The sequence below is a fragment of the Amycolatopsis sp. NPDC041971 genome, from assembly GCF_055588925.1.
Window position 1 is genome coordinate 236,349 of sequence record NZ_JBVJCE010000008.1, and the last position, 18,937, is coordinate 255,285.

General features: G+C 67.8%; 16 protein-coding genes. 2 read left to right on the forward strand and 14 right to left on the reverse strand.

What is annotated here, in order from left to right; translation table 11 throughout:
- Positions 1–96: 96 nt before the first annotated feature.
- The gene (locus ACZ6DT_RS18745) at positions 97–1,278 is read left to right on the forward strand and encodes a glycosyltransferase family 4 protein (protein WP_465596322.1); all 1,182 of its coding nucleotides are present in this window, start codon (positions 97–99) and stop codon (positions 1,276–1,278) included.
- Entirely contained in the window at positions 1,275–1,910 is a 636-nt protein-coding gene (locus ACZ6DT_RS18750) for a phosphatase PAP2 family protein (RefSeq protein WP_465596325.1), read from the forward strand. Before ACZ6DT_RS18745 ends, ACZ6DT_RS18750 begins: the two co-directional genes overlap by 4 nt.
- 259 nt (positions 1,911–2,169) lie before the next feature.
- Here ACZ6DT_RS18750 and ACZ6DT_RS18755 read toward each other — a convergent pair whose 3' ends face one another.
- The 14 genes from ACZ6DT_RS18755 to ACZ6DT_RS18820 form a co-directional block, all read right to left on the reverse strand.
- Complete coding sequence (locus tag ACZ6DT_RS18755) at positions 2,170–3,126, reverse strand: hypothetical protein (RefSeq protein ID WP_465596328.1); 957 nt, start codon at positions 3,124–3,126, stop codon at positions 2,170–2,172.
- 160 nt (positions 3,127–3,286) lie between these two features.
- Positions 3,287–4,723: a right-handed parallel beta-helix repeat-containing protein gene (locus ACZ6DT_RS18760; RefSeq protein ID WP_465596331.1), complete on the reverse strand. Its 1,437-nt coding sequence runs from the start codon at positions 4,721–4,723 to the stop codon at positions 3,287–3,289.
- Between the two features lie 56 nt (positions 4,724–4,779).
- On the reverse strand, positions 4,780–6,279 hold the full coding sequence (locus ACZ6DT_RS18765; RefSeq protein WP_465596334.1) for a right-handed parallel beta-helix repeat-containing protein: 1,500 nt from the start codon (positions 6,277–6,279) through the stop codon (positions 4,780–4,782).
- Positions 6,276–7,592, reverse strand: a complete 1,317-nt coding sequence (locus tag ACZ6DT_RS18770; RefSeq protein ID WP_465596337.1) for a glutamate-1-semialdehyde 2,1-aminomutase — start codon at positions 7,590–7,592, stop codon at positions 6,276–6,278. Before ACZ6DT_RS18770 ends, ACZ6DT_RS18765 begins: the two co-directional genes overlap by 4 nt.
- Before the next feature lie 4 nt (positions 7,593–7,596).
- Positions 7,597–8,145, reverse strand: a complete 549-nt coding sequence (locus ACZ6DT_RS18775; RefSeq protein WP_465596340.1) for a dTDP-4-dehydrorhamnose 3,5-epimerase family protein — start codon at positions 8,143–8,145, stop codon at positions 7,597–7,599.
- Entirely contained in the window at positions 8,142–9,329 is a 1,188-nt protein-coding gene (locus tag ACZ6DT_RS18780; RefSeq protein WP_465596343.1) for a polysaccharide pyruvyl transferase family protein, read from the reverse strand. The genes ACZ6DT_RS18775 and ACZ6DT_RS18780 overlap by 4 nt, the downstream gene beginning before the upstream one ends.
- A complete protein-coding gene (locus tag ACZ6DT_RS18785; RefSeq protein ID WP_465596346.1) occupies positions 9,326–10,276 on the reverse strand; it encodes a glycosyltransferase family 2 protein in 951 nt (316 codons plus the stop codon). Before ACZ6DT_RS18785 ends, ACZ6DT_RS18780 begins: the two co-directional genes overlap by 4 nt.
- The gene (locus ACZ6DT_RS18790) at positions 10,273–11,553 is read right to left on the reverse strand and encodes a hypothetical protein (protein WP_465596349.1); all 1,281 of its coding nucleotides are present in this window, start codon (positions 11,551–11,553) and stop codon (positions 10,273–10,275) included. Before ACZ6DT_RS18790 ends, ACZ6DT_RS18785 begins: the two co-directional genes overlap by 4 nt.
- Before the next feature lie 150 nt (positions 11,554–11,703).
- The gene (locus ACZ6DT_RS18795; protein ID WP_465596352.1) at positions 11,704–13,008 is read right to left on the reverse strand and encodes a DUF4910 domain-containing protein; all 1,305 of its coding nucleotides are present in this window, start codon (positions 13,006–13,008) and stop codon (positions 11,704–11,706) included.
- Positions 13,008–14,030 carry an NAD-dependent epimerase/dehydratase family protein gene (locus ACZ6DT_RS18800; RefSeq protein ID WP_465596355.1) on the reverse strand — a complete coding sequence of 341 codons (1,023 nt, stop codon included), beginning with the start codon at positions 14,028–14,030 and terminating at the stop codon, positions 13,008–13,010. The genes ACZ6DT_RS18795 and ACZ6DT_RS18800 overlap by 1 nt, the downstream gene beginning before the upstream one ends.
- 5 nt (positions 14,031–14,035) lie before the next feature.
- Complete coding sequence (locus tag ACZ6DT_RS18805) at positions 14,036–14,689, reverse strand: PIG-L deacetylase family protein (RefSeq protein WP_465596358.1); 654 nt, start codon at positions 14,687–14,689, stop codon at positions 14,036–14,038.
- Positions 14,686–15,483 carry a sugar phosphate nucleotidyltransferase gene (locus ACZ6DT_RS18810; protein ID WP_465596361.1) on the reverse strand — a complete coding sequence of 266 codons (798 nt, stop codon included), beginning with the start codon at positions 15,481–15,483 and terminating at the stop codon, positions 14,686–14,688. The genes ACZ6DT_RS18805 and ACZ6DT_RS18810 overlap by 4 nt, the downstream gene beginning before the upstream one ends.
- The gene (locus ACZ6DT_RS18815) at positions 15,480–16,715 is read right to left on the reverse strand and encodes a class I SAM-dependent methyltransferase (protein ID WP_465596364.1); all 1,236 of its coding nucleotides are present in this window, start codon (positions 16,713–16,715) and stop codon (positions 15,480–15,482) included. Before ACZ6DT_RS18815 ends, ACZ6DT_RS18810 begins: the two co-directional genes overlap by 4 nt.
- Before the next feature lie 260 nt (positions 16,716–16,975).
- On the reverse strand, positions 16,976–18,901 hold the full coding sequence (locus ACZ6DT_RS18820) for a S8 family serine peptidase (protein ID WP_465596367.1): 1,926 nt from the start codon (positions 18,899–18,901) through the stop codon (positions 16,976–16,978).
- Positions 18,902–18,937: the final 36 nt, after the last annotated feature.

An 18,937-nucleotide genomic window follows, 5' to 3' on the forward strand; every position in this document is an offset into this window, starting at 1 on the left:
GGACGCCATGCCCGCCACCCTGAGGCGGAAGACGGGGCAGCGTCCTCCCGACGTCGATCGCGGCGGCGGGTTCACCACAGATACAGAGGAGCCCGCGTGAAGGTCCTCGTGATCCACAATCGGTACAGATCCGAGCAGCCGAGCGGCGAGAACACCGTCGTCGACCAGGAGACCGCGTTGCTGGCCGAGGCCGGGCACGAGGTCGGCCTGTTCGAGCGGCGCAGCGACGACATCGCGGAGATGTCGCTGCCGCGCAAGGCCATCGTCCCGCTCCAGGTGCCGTGGAACCGGGCCGTACGCGCGGAACTGGCACGGCGCCTCGCCGACGACCGGCCGGACGTCGTCCACATCCACAACACGTTCCCGCTGCTGTCGCCGTCGGTGCTGGCCGCCTGCGCCGAGGCGGGGGTCCCGACGGTCGCGACCGTGCACAACTACACGCTGATCTGCCCTCCCGGCACGCTGTACCGCGAGGGCTACATCTGCACCGACTGCGTGGGCCGCAAGCCGATCCCGGCGGTGCGGCACGGGTGTTACCGCGGTTCGGGACTCGCCACCGTGCCGGTGGCGGCGAGCATGATGCTGAACCGCGACCGCTGGTGGTCCGGCGTCACGCGGTTCTTCTGCATCTCGAAGGCCCAACGCGAGATCCTGATCGCCGCCGGGATGCCCGCCGAGCGGCTCGGGGTGAAGTACAACTACGTCACCGATCCGGGCGAGACGCGCAAGGGCGCGGGGGAGCACCTGCTGTTCCTCGGCCGGATCACCGAAGAAAAGGGCATCGGCCTGCTGATGAAAGCGTGGGACCGGCTCGTCGCCGCGGGCGGTTCGCTGCCGCCGCTGGTGATCGCCGGCACCGGCCCGATGCAGGACGAGGTCGCGCGCTGGGCACACGGCCGCGACGACGTCCGCTATCTCGGACTTCAGTCCAAAGAGGAGTGCCGAGACCTCATCGTCCGCTCGAACGCCGTCATCGCCCCATCGGAATGGCTGGAGGCGTTCGGCCTGGTCGTGGTCGAGGCGATGGCCGCCGGCGTCCCGACGGTCGCGGCGGCCCACGGCGCCTTCCGCGAGCTGGTGGAGGAGGGTGTCACCGGCCTGCTGCACGAACCCGGGGACGCCGATTCGCTCGCGGCGCGACTGCGGGAGATCGTCGGCGACGCCGAACGGAACCAGGAAATGGGCTGGGCGGCGCGGCTGGTGTACGAACAGGAGTTCACGCCGAAAGTCGGCCTCGAACGGCTTGTCGGCGGCTACCAGGCAGCGATCGACGCGTGATCACCGGTCCGCCCGCGCTCCCGCCGCGGGCGCGGATCCCGCTCCGGGCGCTGGGCGCCTTCGGCTTCGTCGTCGCCCTCGTCCTCGGCGTCCGCTACGCCGGGACTTCCCACACCGCCGGCCTGGACGCCCTGGTACTGCCGGTGGTCGACCGGGTCGAAGGCCCGCTCTGGTACCTGGCGACCGCAATCGACTTCGCGGGCGAACCGGTGGGCGCGATCGTCGTGATGGCGCTGTTCGGCTGGGTGTGCGTGCGGCACCGGCGACCGCGGACGGCGATCCTGCTGGTGGCCGCCTCCGGGGTGACGGTGGCGCTGACCACCGGCCTGAAACCCTTGACCGGCAGGCTGATCCACGGCGAGTTCCTCTCCTACCCCAGCGGGCACACGGCCTTCGCGGTCACCGTCGCGACCGTCGTCGCGCTGCTAGTGATCGATGTGCGGGGTCTCGAAACTGCCGGCGGGGCCTGGGTGCTGGTGGGGTCGGTCGCGTTCTCGGGGCTCGCGATGGGGTGGGCCGAGGTGGCGCTGGGGGCGCACTATCCGACGGACACCTTCGGGGGGTTCGGGGTGGCTGTCGCGGTGGTGCCGGTGGTGGCGTGGGTGGTGGACCGGCTTACGCGGCGGGGTTGAGCACGACTTTCGGGCGAGGCCGGGCTTGCGCGGCCGACGTCGCCCGTGATCCGCTATTCCTGCTCGGCCGTCCCGGGCCAGGAGAAGTCGACGTGCTCGCCTGCGAACATGTGCCGAATTCGAAAGCGATCGGTGCGGGCGAGATGTTCGACCATGCCGAGCGGGGCCCACCCCGAGGGGCGTGCTTCGCCGGAGATTGATCTCGGAGAGTCCATCGAGTTTGCGGAGGAGGCTCGGGCGTCTCTGCCATTTCCTCGCGCTACGCCACCCTTTTGACCAGGTTCTCCGGCCGAGGCCGGGCTTGCGCTGCCCGGAACGCGGCGTGCAACTCGCGCTGGACCTCGTCCGGCTCGCTACGCAGGCGAGACGGCAGCGTCTGGAGCACGACGATCCCCGCGGCGGCGTACCGGGCGTTGCGGGCGACGGTGGCGCGATGGCCATCGGGGTCGGCGTGGTGACGGAAGGAGTCGATCTCCCAGGCGAAGGCGACCTCGTCGCACCAGAAGTCCGGCGTGGCGATGTAGTTCCCGTTCGCGTCGAAGATCGGGACGTTCCAGTGACCCGGCGGCAGACCGGATCTTCGCCAGAGACGCCATGCGTCGGCCTCGGCGACGGACCTCGCGCCGGCCAGGAGCGGGACGAGGGCCTTTCTGGGCAGGGCCGTTCCGTTGCGGCCTGCTTGGTCGAGCTCGCGGGTGAGCAGGCCGGTGGTGCAGAAGCGGCGTTGGACGGACTCGGCCATCATCGCCTGGATCTCGTCTTCGTCGGTGAGCCTGCGGGCGGCGTCGATGACGGCTCGGGGGACGGGAGCCACGGGGAGACCTCCCCGGAGGTGAGGGCGGGGCAGACGGTGGGTTCGTTCTACGTGGACGAACCCCACGTCGGCCACACCTCGATTCGCCGGGATGAGCACATGGACTTCTTCCTGCCGAGGGACCCTTTCCAAGCCGTGGATGCGCAGCGCCCACGTGCCGGTGAGTACCGCGTCTTGCCTGGCATGGAGTAACCCGGCGCGGACACGGTGCTCGTCTGTCGGCGTACCGCTGCTCAGCAACACGATGCCGGGCAGCAGCTTTCGCCAAGGACCGCCTTTCGCACATCGACGGGAGATGGTCCGGCGTGGCACGCCGATCTGTTCGAGATCGGCCACGCGGATCACTTCCGGATGGCCCGGAGCGGTGAGCCGGGCGTTCGTCGTCCAGGTTCCTCGTCGCACTGGATCATGATGCGGCGAGGTACCGACAATTTTCGCTCCTCGACCGCATGAAAGTACCTTTCACGAAAAAAGGGAGGCGACGATGTAGGAATAGGGACACTCAACGTCCCGATTCCTACATCGTCGCGGCATGCCTCCCCGCTCGGGACCCAAGCATCGCTCAGCACCCGCCACTCCCGAAAGAACTACAAGCATCCTGCGAGTAAGGAGCACCCTGCCACTCCGAAACCCCCACGGTCCGCGAAGTGTCCTGAACGACGAACCGCCACCCACCCGAGTAAGCGTTGTCGTACCACCGATTCCCCTGCCGGAAGGTCACCGCGTCCGAAACGGAAGTCCCCCGATACGGCGACCAGTCCGGATAAGTCCCGAAATTCGCCAAGAGAGCCATCCGTCCGCATAAGCCTGAGCAATCGGATCCGTGAGAGAACTTGTTGCCGTGGATGGAAACCCGCTGCGTCTTCCACCGGCAATCGTCGTACAACGGAGGCGACGAGATCCCCGGGGCAGAGCAGGAAGAGACCGAAGGAACGAGAAGCGTGCACGAGCCGGAAGACGTGTTCGCCGGGCTGTTGCAGAAGCGGTCCGCGTTCTCCCACAGGGTGATCCCGGCCCAGTTGTCCTCGAAGACGTTGTCGACGATCTCCACCGAAGAGGTCCGGGCGCGAACGCGCGGCTCTCCGCCGGACTCGGAGACGTAGATCGTCCCGATCGGGAAGTTGTCGCCCCGCGCGGCGAAAGCGCGCCCCTGTACGAGGGTGTTGCGCCGGAAGGTGTTCCCGCGGACCACGACGTTGTAGGAGATCTCGTAGAACAGCGCCTCCGCCTCGTTGTCCTCGATCAGGTTGTCCTCGATGAGGAAGTCGTTGTTGTTCGTGTCCGCCCACAGTCCGGCGCCGTGATTGTGGTGGACCCAGTTGCCGCGGATGTCGGCGCCGTTCACCGCCCAGAATTTCGCACCGCCGGTGCACCCGCAGCCGGGTTCCTTCGTCTCCCAGTCGTCGGTGTTGTTGCCGGTGATCTCGTTGCCCTCCACGAGCAGTCCGGTGATCCCGTCGCCCGCCCGGTAGGCGTTGATGCCGTACTGCCCGTTGTTCCGCAGGCAGTTCCGCAGCACCTTCTGACCTGGTCCCGCCATCATGGCGGCGCCCCCGTTGTCCTCGATGGTGTTGCCTTCGATGGTCCAGCGCTCACCGGAGTCGTGGTTGACCACGCCCTGATCCCGCGGCGCCGCGAAACCGCGGATCGTGAGGCCGCGGATGACCACGTCGCGCGCCTGTTGGGTGAACGCGTAGCGGTTGACGCCGCCGCCGTCCAGGACGGCGCCGGGTGCGCCGAGGTAGGCGTTGCCGTCCTTCGGGATGATCTGGCCGAATTCGTCGGGACCCAGGGTGTGCTTGCCCTCGGTGACCCAGAACGTCGTGCCGGCCGGGAGTTCGCGCGTCTTCGCGGAAAGATCGGTTCCCGGGGAGACGGACACGGCGTCGGCCGGCTTTCCCGGGCTCACCGGCCCCGCGGCGCAGGCCGCGACAGGAGCCGTCGAAGCCGTGACGACTCCTGTCGCGATCAGCATCAGAACAACCAGGAGCGTGGGCATAGAGGCAACGGTAAGCCACTACGGACGGTCCCAGATGGACACTTACAGGTGAAACTTCAGCAGGTCGGTGCCTCCCCGAAACCACTGCAAACGTCCTGCCGGTAGGGCTCGGCTTGCCATTGCGCCGCGGTCAGCTTCCGTGACGGGTCATGGGCGACGAACGTCCAGGGCCCGTAGTACTGGTTGTCGTACCACCGGTTGTCCTGCCGGAAGGTGATCGCCTCCGAGATCACGGCGCCCCGGTACGGCGACCAGGCCGGGAAGGTGCCGTAGTTCGAGAGCACCGCCATCCGCCCGCAGAGGCCGAGGCAGCCTTCCATCGACGAATCGAACTCGAACGTGTTCTCCCGCACCGAAACGCGCTGGGTCTTCCAGCGGCAGTCGCCGTACAGCGGTTCGGTCTTGATGCCCGGATCGGAGCAGGCCGACGTCGGCGACACCAAAGCCGTACAGGACAGCGTGGACGTGTTGGCCGGGCTGTTGCAGAACCGGTCGGCGTTCTCCCACAGCGTGATCCCCGACCAGTTGTCGGAGAACATGTTGCCCCGGATGTCGATCCGGCTGGTCCGGGCGGGCAGTCTGGGCTCGCCGCCGGATTCGCTCAGGTACACCGCCGCGACCGGGAAGTTGTCGCCCTTGGCGGCCCGGTTTCGGCCCTGCACCAGCGCGTTCCGGGTGAAGGTGTTCCCGATCAGCTCCAGGTTGTAGGAGATCTCGTAGAACAGCCCCTCGGACGCGTTGTCCTCGATCAGATTTTCCTGGATCAGGAAATCGTTGTTGTTCGTGTCGGCCCAGAGCCCGACCCCGTGGTTGTGGTGGACCCAGTTGCCGACGACGTCGGCACCGTTCACGGCCCAGAACTTCGCACCACCGCTGCAACCGCAGCCCGGGATCCTGGTCTCCCAGTCGTCGGTGTTGTTCCCGGTGATCTCGTTGCCCTCGATCACCAGATCGGTCAGCCCGCCGCCGGAACGGTAGGCGTTGATGCCGTACTGGCCGTTGTTCCGCAGGCAGTTCCCGATCACCCGCTGGCCCGCCCCGGCCATCATCCCGGCGCCGTCGTTGTCCTCGATGACGTTGCCTTCGATGGTCCAGCGTTCGCCGGAATCGTGGTTGACCACGCCCTGATCGCGTTCGGCGACGAAACCGCGGATGGTCAGCCCGCGGATCACCACGTCCTTGGCCGGCGTGGTGAAGGCCGCGCGGTTGATCCCGCGTCCGTCGAGCACGGCGCCGGGCGCGCCGAGGTAGACGTTGCCGTCCTTGGGCATCACCTGGCCGAATTGGTCGGAACTCAGCGTATGCGTGCCCGGTGCCAGCCAGAACGTGCTCCCCGGCGGGCTGAACCGGGTCTTGTCGGTCAGATCGGTGCCCGGTTCGACGACCTGGGCGCCTTCCGGGGCGGAAGGGACGCCGACGGTCGTGCCGCACACCCCTCGAGCCGGCTCTTCGGTTGCCTCCGCTGTGGTTTCAACGGCGACCTGGAGCAGTAACACCGACAGCGCCACGCGAAGCGCGCGCGAGCCGGCCGAGCGATAGGTGATCCCTGAACTCATACCCTTCTCCGAAAAACCGGCTTCACCGGACGGCCACCCAGCCACGGCGCCGGATCCTCCGCGTCGAGCGCTTTGCGGTACACGAGGCAGGCCTGCGAGACCACTTCGACCGTCCGGTCGATGTCTTCTTCGGACAACGCGCTGCTGACCACGAACGACGGTCCGAGGACCCCGCCGGTGACCAGTTGCCGCAGGAACAACGTTCGGTAGTCCTGCGACGGTTTCTTCTCGGCGTCGAGCGTGCCGAAGACGAGGTTGCTCGCCCGGCCGCGCACGACGACGTGTTCCCCGACCCCCGCCGAGGCCGCGACTTCGCGGACCCCGGCGGCGAGCCGGTCGCCGAGCGCGTGCAGCCGCGCGGCGATGCCTTCTTCGGTGTAGGTCTCCATGACCGCGATGGCGGCGGCCAGCGAATGCGTTTCGGCGCCGTGCGTGGTGGACAGCAGGAAGACACGCTCCTTGGTGGTGCGCAGCCCGCCGAGTTCCATCAGCTCGCGTTTACCCGCGAGCGCCGAGACGGCGAACCCGTTCCCGAGCGCCTTGCCGAACGTCGAGAGGTCCGGCGTGACACCGTAGAGACCCTGCGCTCCCGCCTCCGACCAGCGGAAACCGGTGATCATCTCGTCGAAGACGAGGACGCAGCCGTACCGGTCGGCGAGTTCCCGCAGGCCGACGAGGTACCCGGCGGGCGGTTCGAGTTGCGTGGACGCCTCGAGGATCAGGCAGGCGACCTGGCCCGCGTTCTCCCGCAGCAGCCGCTCGGTCGCAGGGAGGTCGCCGTAGGGGAACGACACGGTCAGGTCGGTGATCCCGGCCGGGATGCCCGACGACATCGGCGTGGTGCCGATGAACCAATCGTCGATGGAGAAGAACGCGTGGTCGCGGCAGATCGCCACCAGCGGCCTGCCGGTGGCCGCCCTGGCGAGTTTGACCGCGGCCGTGGTGGCGTCCGAGCCGTTCTTCGCGAACTTGACCATCTCCGCGCCTGCGACGGTTTCGAGGAACTTCGTCGCCGCGCGTTCCTCAACGATGGACGGGCGGGCGAAGTTGGCGCCCCGGTCGATCTCACGGTGGGCCGCTTCGCTGACCCGCGGGTGCACGTGCCCGAGGCTGACCGCGCGCAGCCCCGAGCCGTACTCGATGTAGGAGTTCCCGTCGACGTCCCAGACGTGCGCGCCGAGGCCGTGCGAGATGACCGGCGCCAAATTCTCCGGGTACTGGTCGTCCCCCTTGGCGTAGGTGTGCGCGCCGCCGGGGATCATCGCGTGGAGGCGCTCGTTGGCCCGCATGGATCGGGGAAGACGACGGGTCATGACCTCACCTCGTGTTCTGTAGTGCGGTGGAAAGCGACAGTGCGGACCGGTCCCGCTCCGACATCAGTGCCACCGGAAGCGGCCACGGGATCGCCAGTTCCGGGTCGTCGTGGGCGATCGCGACGTCTTCGGCGGGATCGTGTGCGCGGTCGATCCGGTAGGAGACGTCCGCGTACTCGGTGAGCGCCTGGAACCCGTGCGCGCAACCCGCCGGGATGTACAGCGAGACCTGCGTCTCCCCGGACAGTTCGAACGTCTCCTTGCCGAGGTACGTCGGCGAATCCGGCCTCAGGTCGACGACGACGTCGAAGACGGCGCCCCACGAACACCGGACCAGCTTCGCCTCGCCGAGACCCGAGCGCAGGTGCATCCCGCGCAGCACTCCCTTGCGGGACCGCGAAACGCTGTCCTGGAGGAACCCGTTCGGGTCGATCCCCACCGACCGGACGACGTCGGCGTCGAACGTGCGGCTGAAGAAGCCGCGTTCGTCGGCGTGCGGGGTCGGCTCGAACAGGTACGCGCCCGCGATGGCGGGCACCGGGATCGCTTTCATCGGACTCCCATCGGCAGGAGGGCGGCCGACAGTCCGGCGAACTGCTCGTCCAGCAACCGTGTCTGCTCCTCGGCTCGTTTCGCGACGATTTCGGTCAGTTCGCCCGCCCGCGACTCGAGTTCGGCGAACTGGCGGACCAGCGCGTCGAACTCGATCTCCTTGGCCGACAGGCAGAACTCCCCGAGCCCCATCGTGGTCATGAGGACGTCGTTCTTGCGGGCGTACCCGACGGACAGCGTCGGCTTCGCCAGTTTCAACGCGCACAGGACGTTGTGATACCGGGTGGCGACGACGGTCTCGACCGCCGACATCGCCCGTAACACGTCGTCCAAAGTGGACGTTTCAGCGGGGGCGATCAGCGGAGAACCCAATGCCCGCATGATCTCGTCGACGACCCGCGCGTCGGCCCGGTCGCCGATGAACAACCGCACCGGCCTGCCGTCGGCGATCAACCGCGCGACGAACCGGATCATCTTGTCCACATAGGACTCATAGATCTCGTCGGCACGGGCCCGGTCGTCGTTGCCGCCGCGATAGGCCATCACCCCCACCCCGACGGAGCGGGGCAGCACCGGTTCCGACGGCGCGGTGAGGGCGAAGGCGAGGTCGGGGTAGACCCGGTCGTTCGTGACGTCGACACCCATCGTGCGCATCGCCTCCCGCGACGGTTCGTCCCGATAGGTCCGGAACGTCGCCAGCCGAGCGGTCCGGCCGATGACCGACCGGGTCACCCGGTGCGTGCTCACGCTGGCGCCGACGCTCACCAACGCGACCTTGGTGCCGACCAGCCGCCCGGACGCCGCCAGCAGGAACAAGGCGTACGGGAAACCCCAAGGGCGCAGAGGAAGCGTGGACTCGAGGACACCCATCCCCGGCACGATCACCACGTCCTGGCGCCGCACCCACGCCGCCGTGCGGACGATGTCGACGAGTTTGCCGAAGCCCTTCATGGCGATGGACACCGGTCCCGAAGCCGTCCGGTACTCGCCTTGGTACCAGTTCAACGCGGTCGTCTCGAGGTCGTAGCGCGACGCGACGATTTCCGGACCGCCGCACATCACGCTGAGCGCGGCGTCCGGATGCTCCGTGCGCAAATACCCGAGAACCGCCTCGAAGGAACCGTCGTTGCCGAGGTTCCCTGATCCGAGGAGTCCGAACAGCCCGATTCTCACGGGCGAGCTCAAGGGACTCTTCCCTCCTGGCCGGCGACGACCGAGGCCACGGACACTTCGCGCGGGCCGAGTTCGGCCTCGGCCTGCACCGGCATCCGGCCCATGGCAGGGTTCCCCGCCCGGTTCAGCGCCCATTGCCGCAGGTAACGGAAGCACTCGCGCTTCTCCGCGCCCGAGATCGGCGCGTTGCGGATCGCGTTGACGTAGCCGAGGACGTACTCGCCGAGCAGCCGGATCATCGGGTGCCTCAGCTTGTCGGCGCGCTTCGGGTCCAGGTTGCTGGCGCGCTTGCGCACGGTCGGGTACTCGTGTTCGGAGCGGCCGGGGTGGTCGCGGCGGAAGTACAGCCAGTCCGGCACCTGGTGGAACGGGCCGTGCAGCGCCAGTTCCGAGATGATCGTGCGGTCCGCGTGGTGGTAGCTGTCCAGCGGCGCGACGCGGCGCAGCACCTCGGTGCGGATGACCGCGCCGTCGTCGTCCCCGCCGGGGGCGAACAGCGTGCTGCGGAAGCGTTCCGCGGCGTGCGGTGACACCGTGTTGAGCGGGTACTCCAGCGCCTGCGTGACGACGGCCTTCTCGTCGATCATCGCCGTCCACGAATGCGAGAGGACGAATCCGGGGTGCTCGTCGAGCGCCTCGATACAGCGTTCCAGCAGGTCACGCGCGTAGAGGTCGTCGTCGGACGCCCATTTGAACAGCTCGCCGCGGGCGACGTCGACGCAGTAGTTGTGGTTGGGCGCGCAGCCGATGTTCACCGGTTGGCGCACGTAACGAACTCGGGAATCAAGCTTCGCGTACTCACGGCTGATCTCTTCGGTGCGGTCCGTGGACGCGTTGTCCGAGATGATCAGCTCGAAGTTCTCGTAGCTTTGGCCGAGGAGTGCGTCCAGCGATTCGGCGAGGTAGTCCTCGCCGTTGTAGACCGGGAGCCCGATGCTCAGCCGAGGAGCGGTGCTCATGACGTCCTCATCTCTTCCTTCTCAGAGTGCGAAGTCGGGTGTTCCTTGAAAGCGGTGTGCAGCTGGAGCCACCACACCGCCGACCCGCTGGTGATCGCCAACGCGACCCCCCAAGCGGATCCGGACGCCCCGGCCAAGAAGGCGCCAATGAGCCCGAAGCCGACATAGCCGGCCGAGTTGATCAGCTGGGCGCGAAGGCTCCGTTTCGCAGCGCCGAGCGCACGCAATCCGGCGGCCGCCCCGGTGTTGAATCCGGCCGCGGCGATACCGATGGTCACCGGGAGGATCAATTCCGAAGCGGGATCCCAGACGTCGCCGAGCACGAACCGGCCGGCGTCGTCGGGTACCAGAAGCAGGGCGAGACCCCAGATCAGGGCCGCGACCGCCTGGCCCGCGCCGAGAACGGCGCAGAAGCGGCGAAGGCGATGCGGAGCCCGTTGGAGCACCCGCGCGCTTTCGGCCACCGTGACCAGGGAAAGTCCCATCAGAAGGGCGAAGAACGGGCCGAGCAGCAGTTCGGCGCCGCGCACCGCGCCGACGCTCGCCAGCCCGGCGATCGCGCCGAGTCCGTACATCCGCAGTTGCGTCGAGCCGCTGTTGCTGACGTTTTCGACCAGGTACCGGGCGCCGAGGTCCAGATGCCGGTGGAGCCAGGCGCGCGTGCCCCGCGGATCCGGCCGGACCCCGGACTGCAAGCAGCCGTATCCGGCGGCGACCGCCCCGGAGAGGCCCCACGCCAGGATGAAGGCGACGACCGTGTCGAACCACCGGTGCGCGATGAACAGCGCCGGGATCAGCGCGACACCCCAGACGACGTCGTTGACGAACGCCTTCTTCCCGTGCCCGGCCGCGAAGAACGTGAACCGCCAGGCGTCCTGCAAGAGCAACGTGGGGATGACGATCCCGAGCGCGACGAACGCGCCGCCGATGGGGCCACCCACCAGGAGCCCGGCGACCACACTGACGACCCCGGCCACGACGCCCGCGGTGAGCGCCGTCCCGGTCGCCCTGGCGGTCGCCGCCCGCCAGGTCTCGGTGGGCACCCCGGAGAACCGCACCATCAGCGGATCCGTCGTCAGCCCCCGCGAAAGGTTGAGCACCACGCCGTAGCTGACCCAGGCGAGGCTGAACATGCCGAAGGCGAATGTGCCGAGTGAGCGCGCCACGAACAGCCCGACCACGAAGTTGGTGATACTGGAAACGGCCTGGTCGCCGAGGCCCCAGCTGAGCCGTCCGGCCATCGCCCGGACGGCTTGGGAACGCAGGAGTGATCGCATGGGGCCTCTAATCCTCGAGCATCCGGTGAACCCGCGGCCGCGATCGACGTCGGCAGGGCACTCGTCGGTAAGTCAGGTCGCCGACGGCGATCGCGGTGTCCTGCCACCGCGATCGCGGGGCTTTCGGCCGGGGCGGGTTCACGCTTGTGGTCACCACCGAGGACCACCTCCGCTCCGCTTATCACTCGCGAGCAATCCGGCGTCGTGCAGCGCCTTCGCGGCGGCGGCGACGGAATCGAACGGCAGCCCGGACCGCTCGGCGACGTCGAGCAGGCTGTGCTCGCCGTCCGAGAGGTTGAGCACCCAGAGCATGGCCATCTGGGCTTGTTTGGCGTCACTCCTCCCGCCGAGCGAGTCGTACAGCCCGCGTTTGCCGAGTTGCGGCTCGCCGTACGGGCTGAGGTTGACGTAACCGCGGTTGCGATCAAGGACGGCGTGCATGTCCCGCAGCGTCTGAAGGGTTTCCTCCATGGCCGCGGTCGAGACGAAATCGAGGTTGTCGGCCGAGGTGTGGTACTCGGGATAGCCCGCGTACGGCGTCCTCGTCAGTGATCCGACACCGAGGTTGAAGCCGGGGGAGCAGAACTGGCGCTCGTCGTAGCCGTACGGCGAGAAGTCCACGATCTGGTGCGCGCGATCGGTGAGGACGTACGCGAGCACGCGGTCGATCTCGGCGTCGCCCCGGCGGCTTCGCTTGTACGTCAACGATCCCGGGTCACCCGCGCAGGCGAGCACGAGCCCGGCCTTGATCCGGTCGACGCGTTCGGTGTTGCGGGCGAGCCAGGTGATCGCGCCGATCGTGCCGGGCATGAACAGGAACCGGTACGTGTAGTGCGGCTTCTCGAGCGTCTGGGCGAAGGCGGCGGCGATCGCGATCCCGGCGACGTTGTCGTTCGCCAGCGATGGATGGCAGGTGTGACAGGAGATGATCACCTCGTCGGCGACCTCGCCCGGCACGACGTGCTCGGCGTAGGTGAGGTGACCATCGTCCAAAGTGGAATCGATGTGCACCTCGTACTCGCCGTCCGGCATCGCGTCGAGGATCTCCTGTGCCAGGCAGAAACCCCACGCCGGCGAGTAGTAGCTGGTCCGGTACGGCACCCACGACGGCTGGTCGGGCAAGGTGTGCAGATGACCGCGCAGTTCATCTAGGGGCATCTTCCGCGACACCGGGACGCTGTAGCCGACGACGTGCAGGTTCGATTCACCGAAGTCGACCACGCGACGGCCGGAGGCGTCCTTGATGTACGCGTCGCGGATGTTCCACTCCTGCGGCACGGTCCAGTCCAGTACCTGGGTGCCGGTGGGGACCTCGTGGATCTCCAGTGGGATGTGCTCGCCGACGATCTCCAGCGTGGCGCGGACGCCGTCGCCGGTGATGCTGCGGCACAGCGGATACAGGCGCTCGACCAGGTTCTCGAGGTCGGCGCCCGTCTCCAGGTCCCGGTGCGTCATCAGCGACGCCGCAGGGTGTCGTCGAGTTCGCCGGCGGCGGTGCGGTCCTGCAACCGCGCCAGCCGGGTGAACAGGCGCTGGAAGCCGTGTTCGGTGAGGCCGTGGGTCTGGTAGGCCTCGATCAGTTCGAGCGCGCCGTCCTTGACCGACCAGTCGCAGTCGAAGCCGGGGATCGCCGCGCGGAACCGGGAGAAGTCGACCCGGTAGGAGCGGGGATCCGCGCCCGCCTCGCCGGTGATCCGCAGTGTGGAGCCGGGAACGGCCTCGACGACCTCTTCGGCGATCTCGGCGACGGTCACGTTGTTGCGTTCGGTGCCGATGTTGAACGCCTTGCCGTGAACAGCTTCCTTCGGTGCTTCCAGTGCCGCGGTGAAGGCACGGGCGATGTCCTTGGCGTGCACCAGCGGCCGCCACGGCGTGCCGTCGGAGAGCACCAGCACCTCGCCGGAGAGGTGGGCGTGCGCGGTCAGGTTGTTGAGCACGATGTCACCGCGCAGCCGCGGCGAGAAACCGAACGCGGTGGCGTTGCGCAGGTACACCGGGCTGAAGTCGCTGTCGGCGAGTTCCTGGACGTCGTCCTCGACCCGCACCTTCGACTCGGCGTACGGCGTCACGGGGCGCAGCGGCGCGTCCTCGTCGACCAGGCCGTCGCCGCCCGAGGCGCCGTAGACCGAGCACGTCGAGGCGTAGAGGTACCGCTTGACCCCGGCGTCCCTCGCCAGCTTGGCGAGCTTGACCGAAGCGTGGTGGTTGATGTCGTAGGTCAGGTCCGGCGCCAGCGAACCGAGCGGATCGTTGGACAGCGCGCCGAGGTGGATCACCGCGTCGATCCCCGACACGTGCTCGGCCGTGATGTCACGAAGGTCGACCTCGAAGCCTTCAGGGTCTTCGGGCTCGGGGCCCAGCACGCAAGTGTCGTAGAGGCCGGAGTCGAGACCGATCACCTCGTGGCCTTCGGCGGCCAGCACCGGGGCCATCACCGTGCCCAGGTAACCCTTGTGCCCGGTCAGCAGCACACGCATGGCTTTCAGCCTTTCGGAGTGAGGTCGAGCGTCAGTTTCTTGAGGTCGAAGGCCTCCGCGTAACGCTGCCCGCATTCGATACCGCGGATGCGGGCGAGGCCGAGGAAGGCTTCCCGGTCGTACCAGGGCCGATGCCGCTGGGAGGCGTAGTGCTCCTGCAGCAGGCGGACCTTCTCCTCGGCGAGTTCGGCCGACAGCGGAACGTACGCGGCGGGTTTGCCGAGGTCGCCGTCCCATTTGGCGATCTCGTACTCCAGCTGGAGATGGGTGCGGAACACCGTCGGCACCAGCTTCGCCAGGCCGCGGTGGTCCTGATGCGCGTCGGCCGTGCGCGGCGAGAGGACGAGGTCCGGGTCGGTGCGGCGGCGCAGGTCCTCCAGCCCGTTCTTAGCCTCTTCCCAATGCGCGGGGAACCGGCCGTCGGGCAGTTTGAGCACGGTGACCTCGACGTCGGCGCCCGGGCAGAAGGCCGCGAGCGCGGCCCGCTCCTCGGCCTCCCGTTCGGTGCCACCGCCGGAAAGGACGAGCGCGTCCACCCGGACCCCCGGATTCGCGGCGCAGATCGTCAGCAGGGTGCCGCCCGCCCCGATGGCGATGTCGTCACAATGCGCGCCGAGCGCGACGAGCCGCTGGATCCCGCCGGTACCGAGTGCGATCACGCGATGCCCACCGGCGCCGGTTCGTGTTCCCACAACGCCCACGGGCGCGTTCCGTGCGCGTAGGCGTCGTCCAGCTGGACACGCTCCTTGACGGTGTCCGTCGGCTTCCAGAACCCGCGGTACGGGTACGCGAGCAGCCTGCCCTGTTTGGCGAGCTCGCCACAGCCGTCGGTCACCAGGTCGCCGCCCTGGGGGATGTGGTCGAAGATCTCCTGGCGCAGCACGAAGTACCCGCCGTTCTCCCACAGCGGCATCTCGCTGACCGGGGTCAGCGCGCCGATGCGGCCGTCCTCGCCCATTTCGACGCAGTGGAACGACGACTGCGGCGGCACGACCATCATCGACGCGCCGGCGTCGGAGTTCGTGAACCGCTCGATCATCTCCGGCAACGGGGCGTCGGTGAGGACGTCGGCGTAGTTGGCGAGGAACATCTCGTCGCCGTCGAGATGCGGGCGCACCCGGCGCAGCCGTTCGCCGATGGCCGATTCGAGACCGGTCTGCACGAAGGAGATCGACCAGTCCGCGATGTCGGTCGACAGCAGTTCCGTCTTGCCGCCGCGCAGGATGAAGTCGTTGGAGGTGGTCTCCTGGTAGTCGAGGAAGAACTCCTTGATGTGGTGCGCGCCGTACCCGAGGCAGAGAATGAACTCGGTGTGGCCGAAATGCGCGTAATAACGCATCACGTGCCAGATCAGGGGTCTCGGCCCGACCATGGCCATCGGCTTGGGCACGTCGGACGCGTCACCGTTGCGCATCCGCATGCCGTAGCCACCGCAGAAGAGGACTACCTTCACGACTTCACCTCGACGATTTCCAGGTGTGGGATGGGGAAGACCAGTTTCCCGCCCCATTCGTCCACAAAGGACAGTTGGGCGGTCAGTTCCTTCCGGAGGTTCCACGGAAGGACGAGCACGTAATCGGGCCGGTCCGCCTCGATCCGCTCCGGCGGGAGGATCGGGATCCGGGTGCCGGGGGTGAACCGGCCGTGTTTGTACGGATTGCGGTCGACGGTGTACCGCAGCACGTCCGGGCGGATACCGCAGTGATTCAGCAACGTGTTGCCCTTGCCGGGGGCGCCGTAACCGACGACGGTCTTGCCTTCGAGCGCCGTGTCGGTGAGGAACTTGTTCAGGTCGAGCCGGACCTTGGTGACCCGCTCGGAGAATTCGGTGTAGCCGGACATTTCGTGCAGTCCGGCGGCCTTCTCGGCGTCGAGGATCTCCGACATCCGCTCGCTCGGCTCGCCGGCGACGGCGTCCGGGCGCGCCCACAGCCGGATGGAACCACCGTGGGTGGGCAGCAGTTCGACGTCCACAACGGACAAACCGCCACGCGAAAGGGCCCGGCGCGCGGATTCCACGGTGTAGTACTGGAAATGTTCGTGATAGATCGTGTCGTACTGGTTCTCCTGGATCAGCGTCAGCAGATGCTGGACCTCGATGCTGACCCAGCCGTCCTCGGCGACCAGGGCGCGGAGCCCGTGCGTGAAACCGATGATGTCCGGAATGTGCGCGTAAACGTTGTTCGCCACGACGAGGTCGGCCGGGCCGTGTTCGTCGCGGACGTCGTGTCCGCTTTCGGGGCCGAGGAAAGCGGTCTTCGTCGGCACCCCGGCGTCACGCGCGGCTTGGCCCACGTTCACCGAAGGTTCCACACCCAGACAGCGGATTTGCTTCGCCACAACATGTTTGAGCAGATAGCCGTCGTTGCTGGCGACCTCGACGACAAACGAAGACTCATTGAGCCCGAGCCGCTCGACGGCGCCATCGACGAACGTCTTGGCGTGTTCGACCCAGGAGGCGGAATACGACGAGAAGTACGCGTATTCGGTGAATGTCTCTTCCGGGGTGATCAGCGGCGGGATCTGGGCGAGCCGGCATTCGGTGCAGACCAGCAGGTGCAAGGGGTAGGTCGGCTCCGGCTCTCGCAGCTGTTCCGCGGTCAGGAAACGTTCGCACGGCGGCGTCGCCCCGAGGTCGACGACACTGGCGAGATGGGCCGAGCCGCAGAGTCGGCAGGTGGTCATCGAGAGGCTCCTTGGCTCGCGTCACGTATCCCAGACGTCGGCCCCTCGGGTCACCTCGTTACATGCCTTTCAGGGGTCTCACGCTTCCGTCTCACAACCGACACCTGCGTCTCGGCCAACGGCGCAGACGCCTCCGCCATCCGGGCGCGGGCAACCCCGGACCGGACGGCCTGAACGTGATGCGGAAGTCCGTGAAGGCCTCCTTCCCTACCTTGAGAGCAGGGAAGGAGGCCTTCACGGACTTGCTGCCCGTAGCACCGTCAAGAAACCACCAACGCGTAGTCCGCGTCCGTCGCCGACGTCTCCGGGTGGCCGTCGGCGTTCACCTGCGTCGCCACGACCTCCACCGTCCAAGTGCCCGCGGCAGGCTTTTCGAGGATGACGTTCTCGACCGTGTCGACGGTGTTCGGCGAGCCGCCCGCGGTCGAGAAGTTGCCCGCCTTCAGCCCGTTGTTGCCGTAGTAGACCGTCCCGTTCGGCGCGGTGACCTTCAGCGTCAGGTCGTTGACCCTGGCGATCGACGCGCTCGGCGAGCCCGCCGGATCGGTGTAGGCCAGCGTCGCCTTGAACTGCTTGGTCCCGTTCACCGCGACCGTGTACTTCTTCGATTGCCCGGTGCCCAGCAGATCGGTCTCGTCGACCAGCACCGGCAGTTTCCACCCGTTCGCCTTGGCCTGTTCGTGCAGGTACCGCACGTTCGCGGTGCCCCAGCCCTGATGTGTCCTGGTCATGTCGTGCGAGGTGCCGCTGAACGCGAACTGGTCGGCCCCGTTGATCAGCAGCGCCTTCGCGGTGGCGGCGTGCGGGCGGCTGGAGAAGACGTCGCGGCCCTTGCCGGGGCCGCCGTCGAATACGCCGTCGGCCCACATCTGGAACAGCAGACCGGCGTTTCCGCAGGTGATCGGCGTCGCGCCACTCGTGCCGCCGAACGACGTCGTGTACGAGGTGTCGCTGCCGGAAGACGTCGTGTCGATCCGGTCGTAGTAGTTCGACAGCTCCGGCTTGATCCGGCCGTCGGCGGCCGGGCCGACGCTGGCCCCGCCGTTCCACTTGTCGTCGGTGCGGCCCAGCGTGTTGTAGTGGTACTGCCCGCCGACCGAGAGCACGTTCTTCGACCAGGCCTGCGGCCGCGACTGCTGGGTGCCCGCGTTGCTCTGTGACTGGCAGATCAGCAGGTCATGGTCGAAAACGATGCGGTCGAGCTCGGCCGACACCGAGTTGTACGCCGTCGTCAGACCGCCGCCCCAGCTGTTGCTCTGGAACACCGCGCGGTACTTGCCCGCCGGGTCGACCAGTTCCTTGGTGTGGGCGTAGCGGTCGGGCTTGTTGTAGGTGGCGAAGATACCTTGGGCCTCGGGCAGCAGTCCGCGCTGCGGCGCGCTCACCCCGGACGCGAAGATCTGGCCGTACGTCGACGTGCCGTGGCTGGTGCTGGTCGAGTTCGAGCCGTGCATCACCGTCGGCCGAGCCTTGAACTCCTGATGGGTGACGCGCAGGCCGCCGTCCATCACCTCGCCGCGCACCCCCTGACCGCGGTAGCCGCCGACACTCTCGACGAAGTTCGCGCCCCCGCTCTCCCTGGCGTTGGCCATGTCGGTTTCGGGGGCGGTGATCGCGCCGACCGCGAGCACCTCGGCCCCCTGCGCCACGGTGGCCGCCTGACCGGAACCGAGGTTCGCGACGATGTGCTGCCCGCTCTGCGAGATGGCCTCGATGCCGCCGCCGAGCCGCAGGATCCGCTCGGCCACCGCGCGCTGGTCCCGCGCGTCCGATTCGACCAGCGTCACCAGGTGACTGCCCGCTGCGGCCGACGAGATCTCCATCTTGTCGGCCGCCCGGTATTCGCCGAGCCAGCGGACGAAATTCACTTTCGCCACCGATTCGCGGTGCTCCGGCTTCAGCCGCACCACGTAGGCGAAATCGGGAATGTAGGTCCCGATCCGCACGCCGAGTGAGCGCAATTTTCCGCGCTGCGCGTCGGTCAGCGCGCTCCGGACCTGAAGCAGGTATGCGCCTTTCCAATCCTGGCTCGCGGCCGTCCGCTGGCTGAGTGGATCAAAGGTCCTGCCGGCCAGCCGGATGAACTGGGGGTCTTCGCCGTCGGGGGCGGCGACGGCCACCCCGCTGGTCAGGAGCATCGCGCCGACCAAGGGCGCGAGAAAGCGGACAGACTTCGGCCGTGGCATGAAATACCTCCGGGGAGCTCTGCAGGGGGAGAGGTC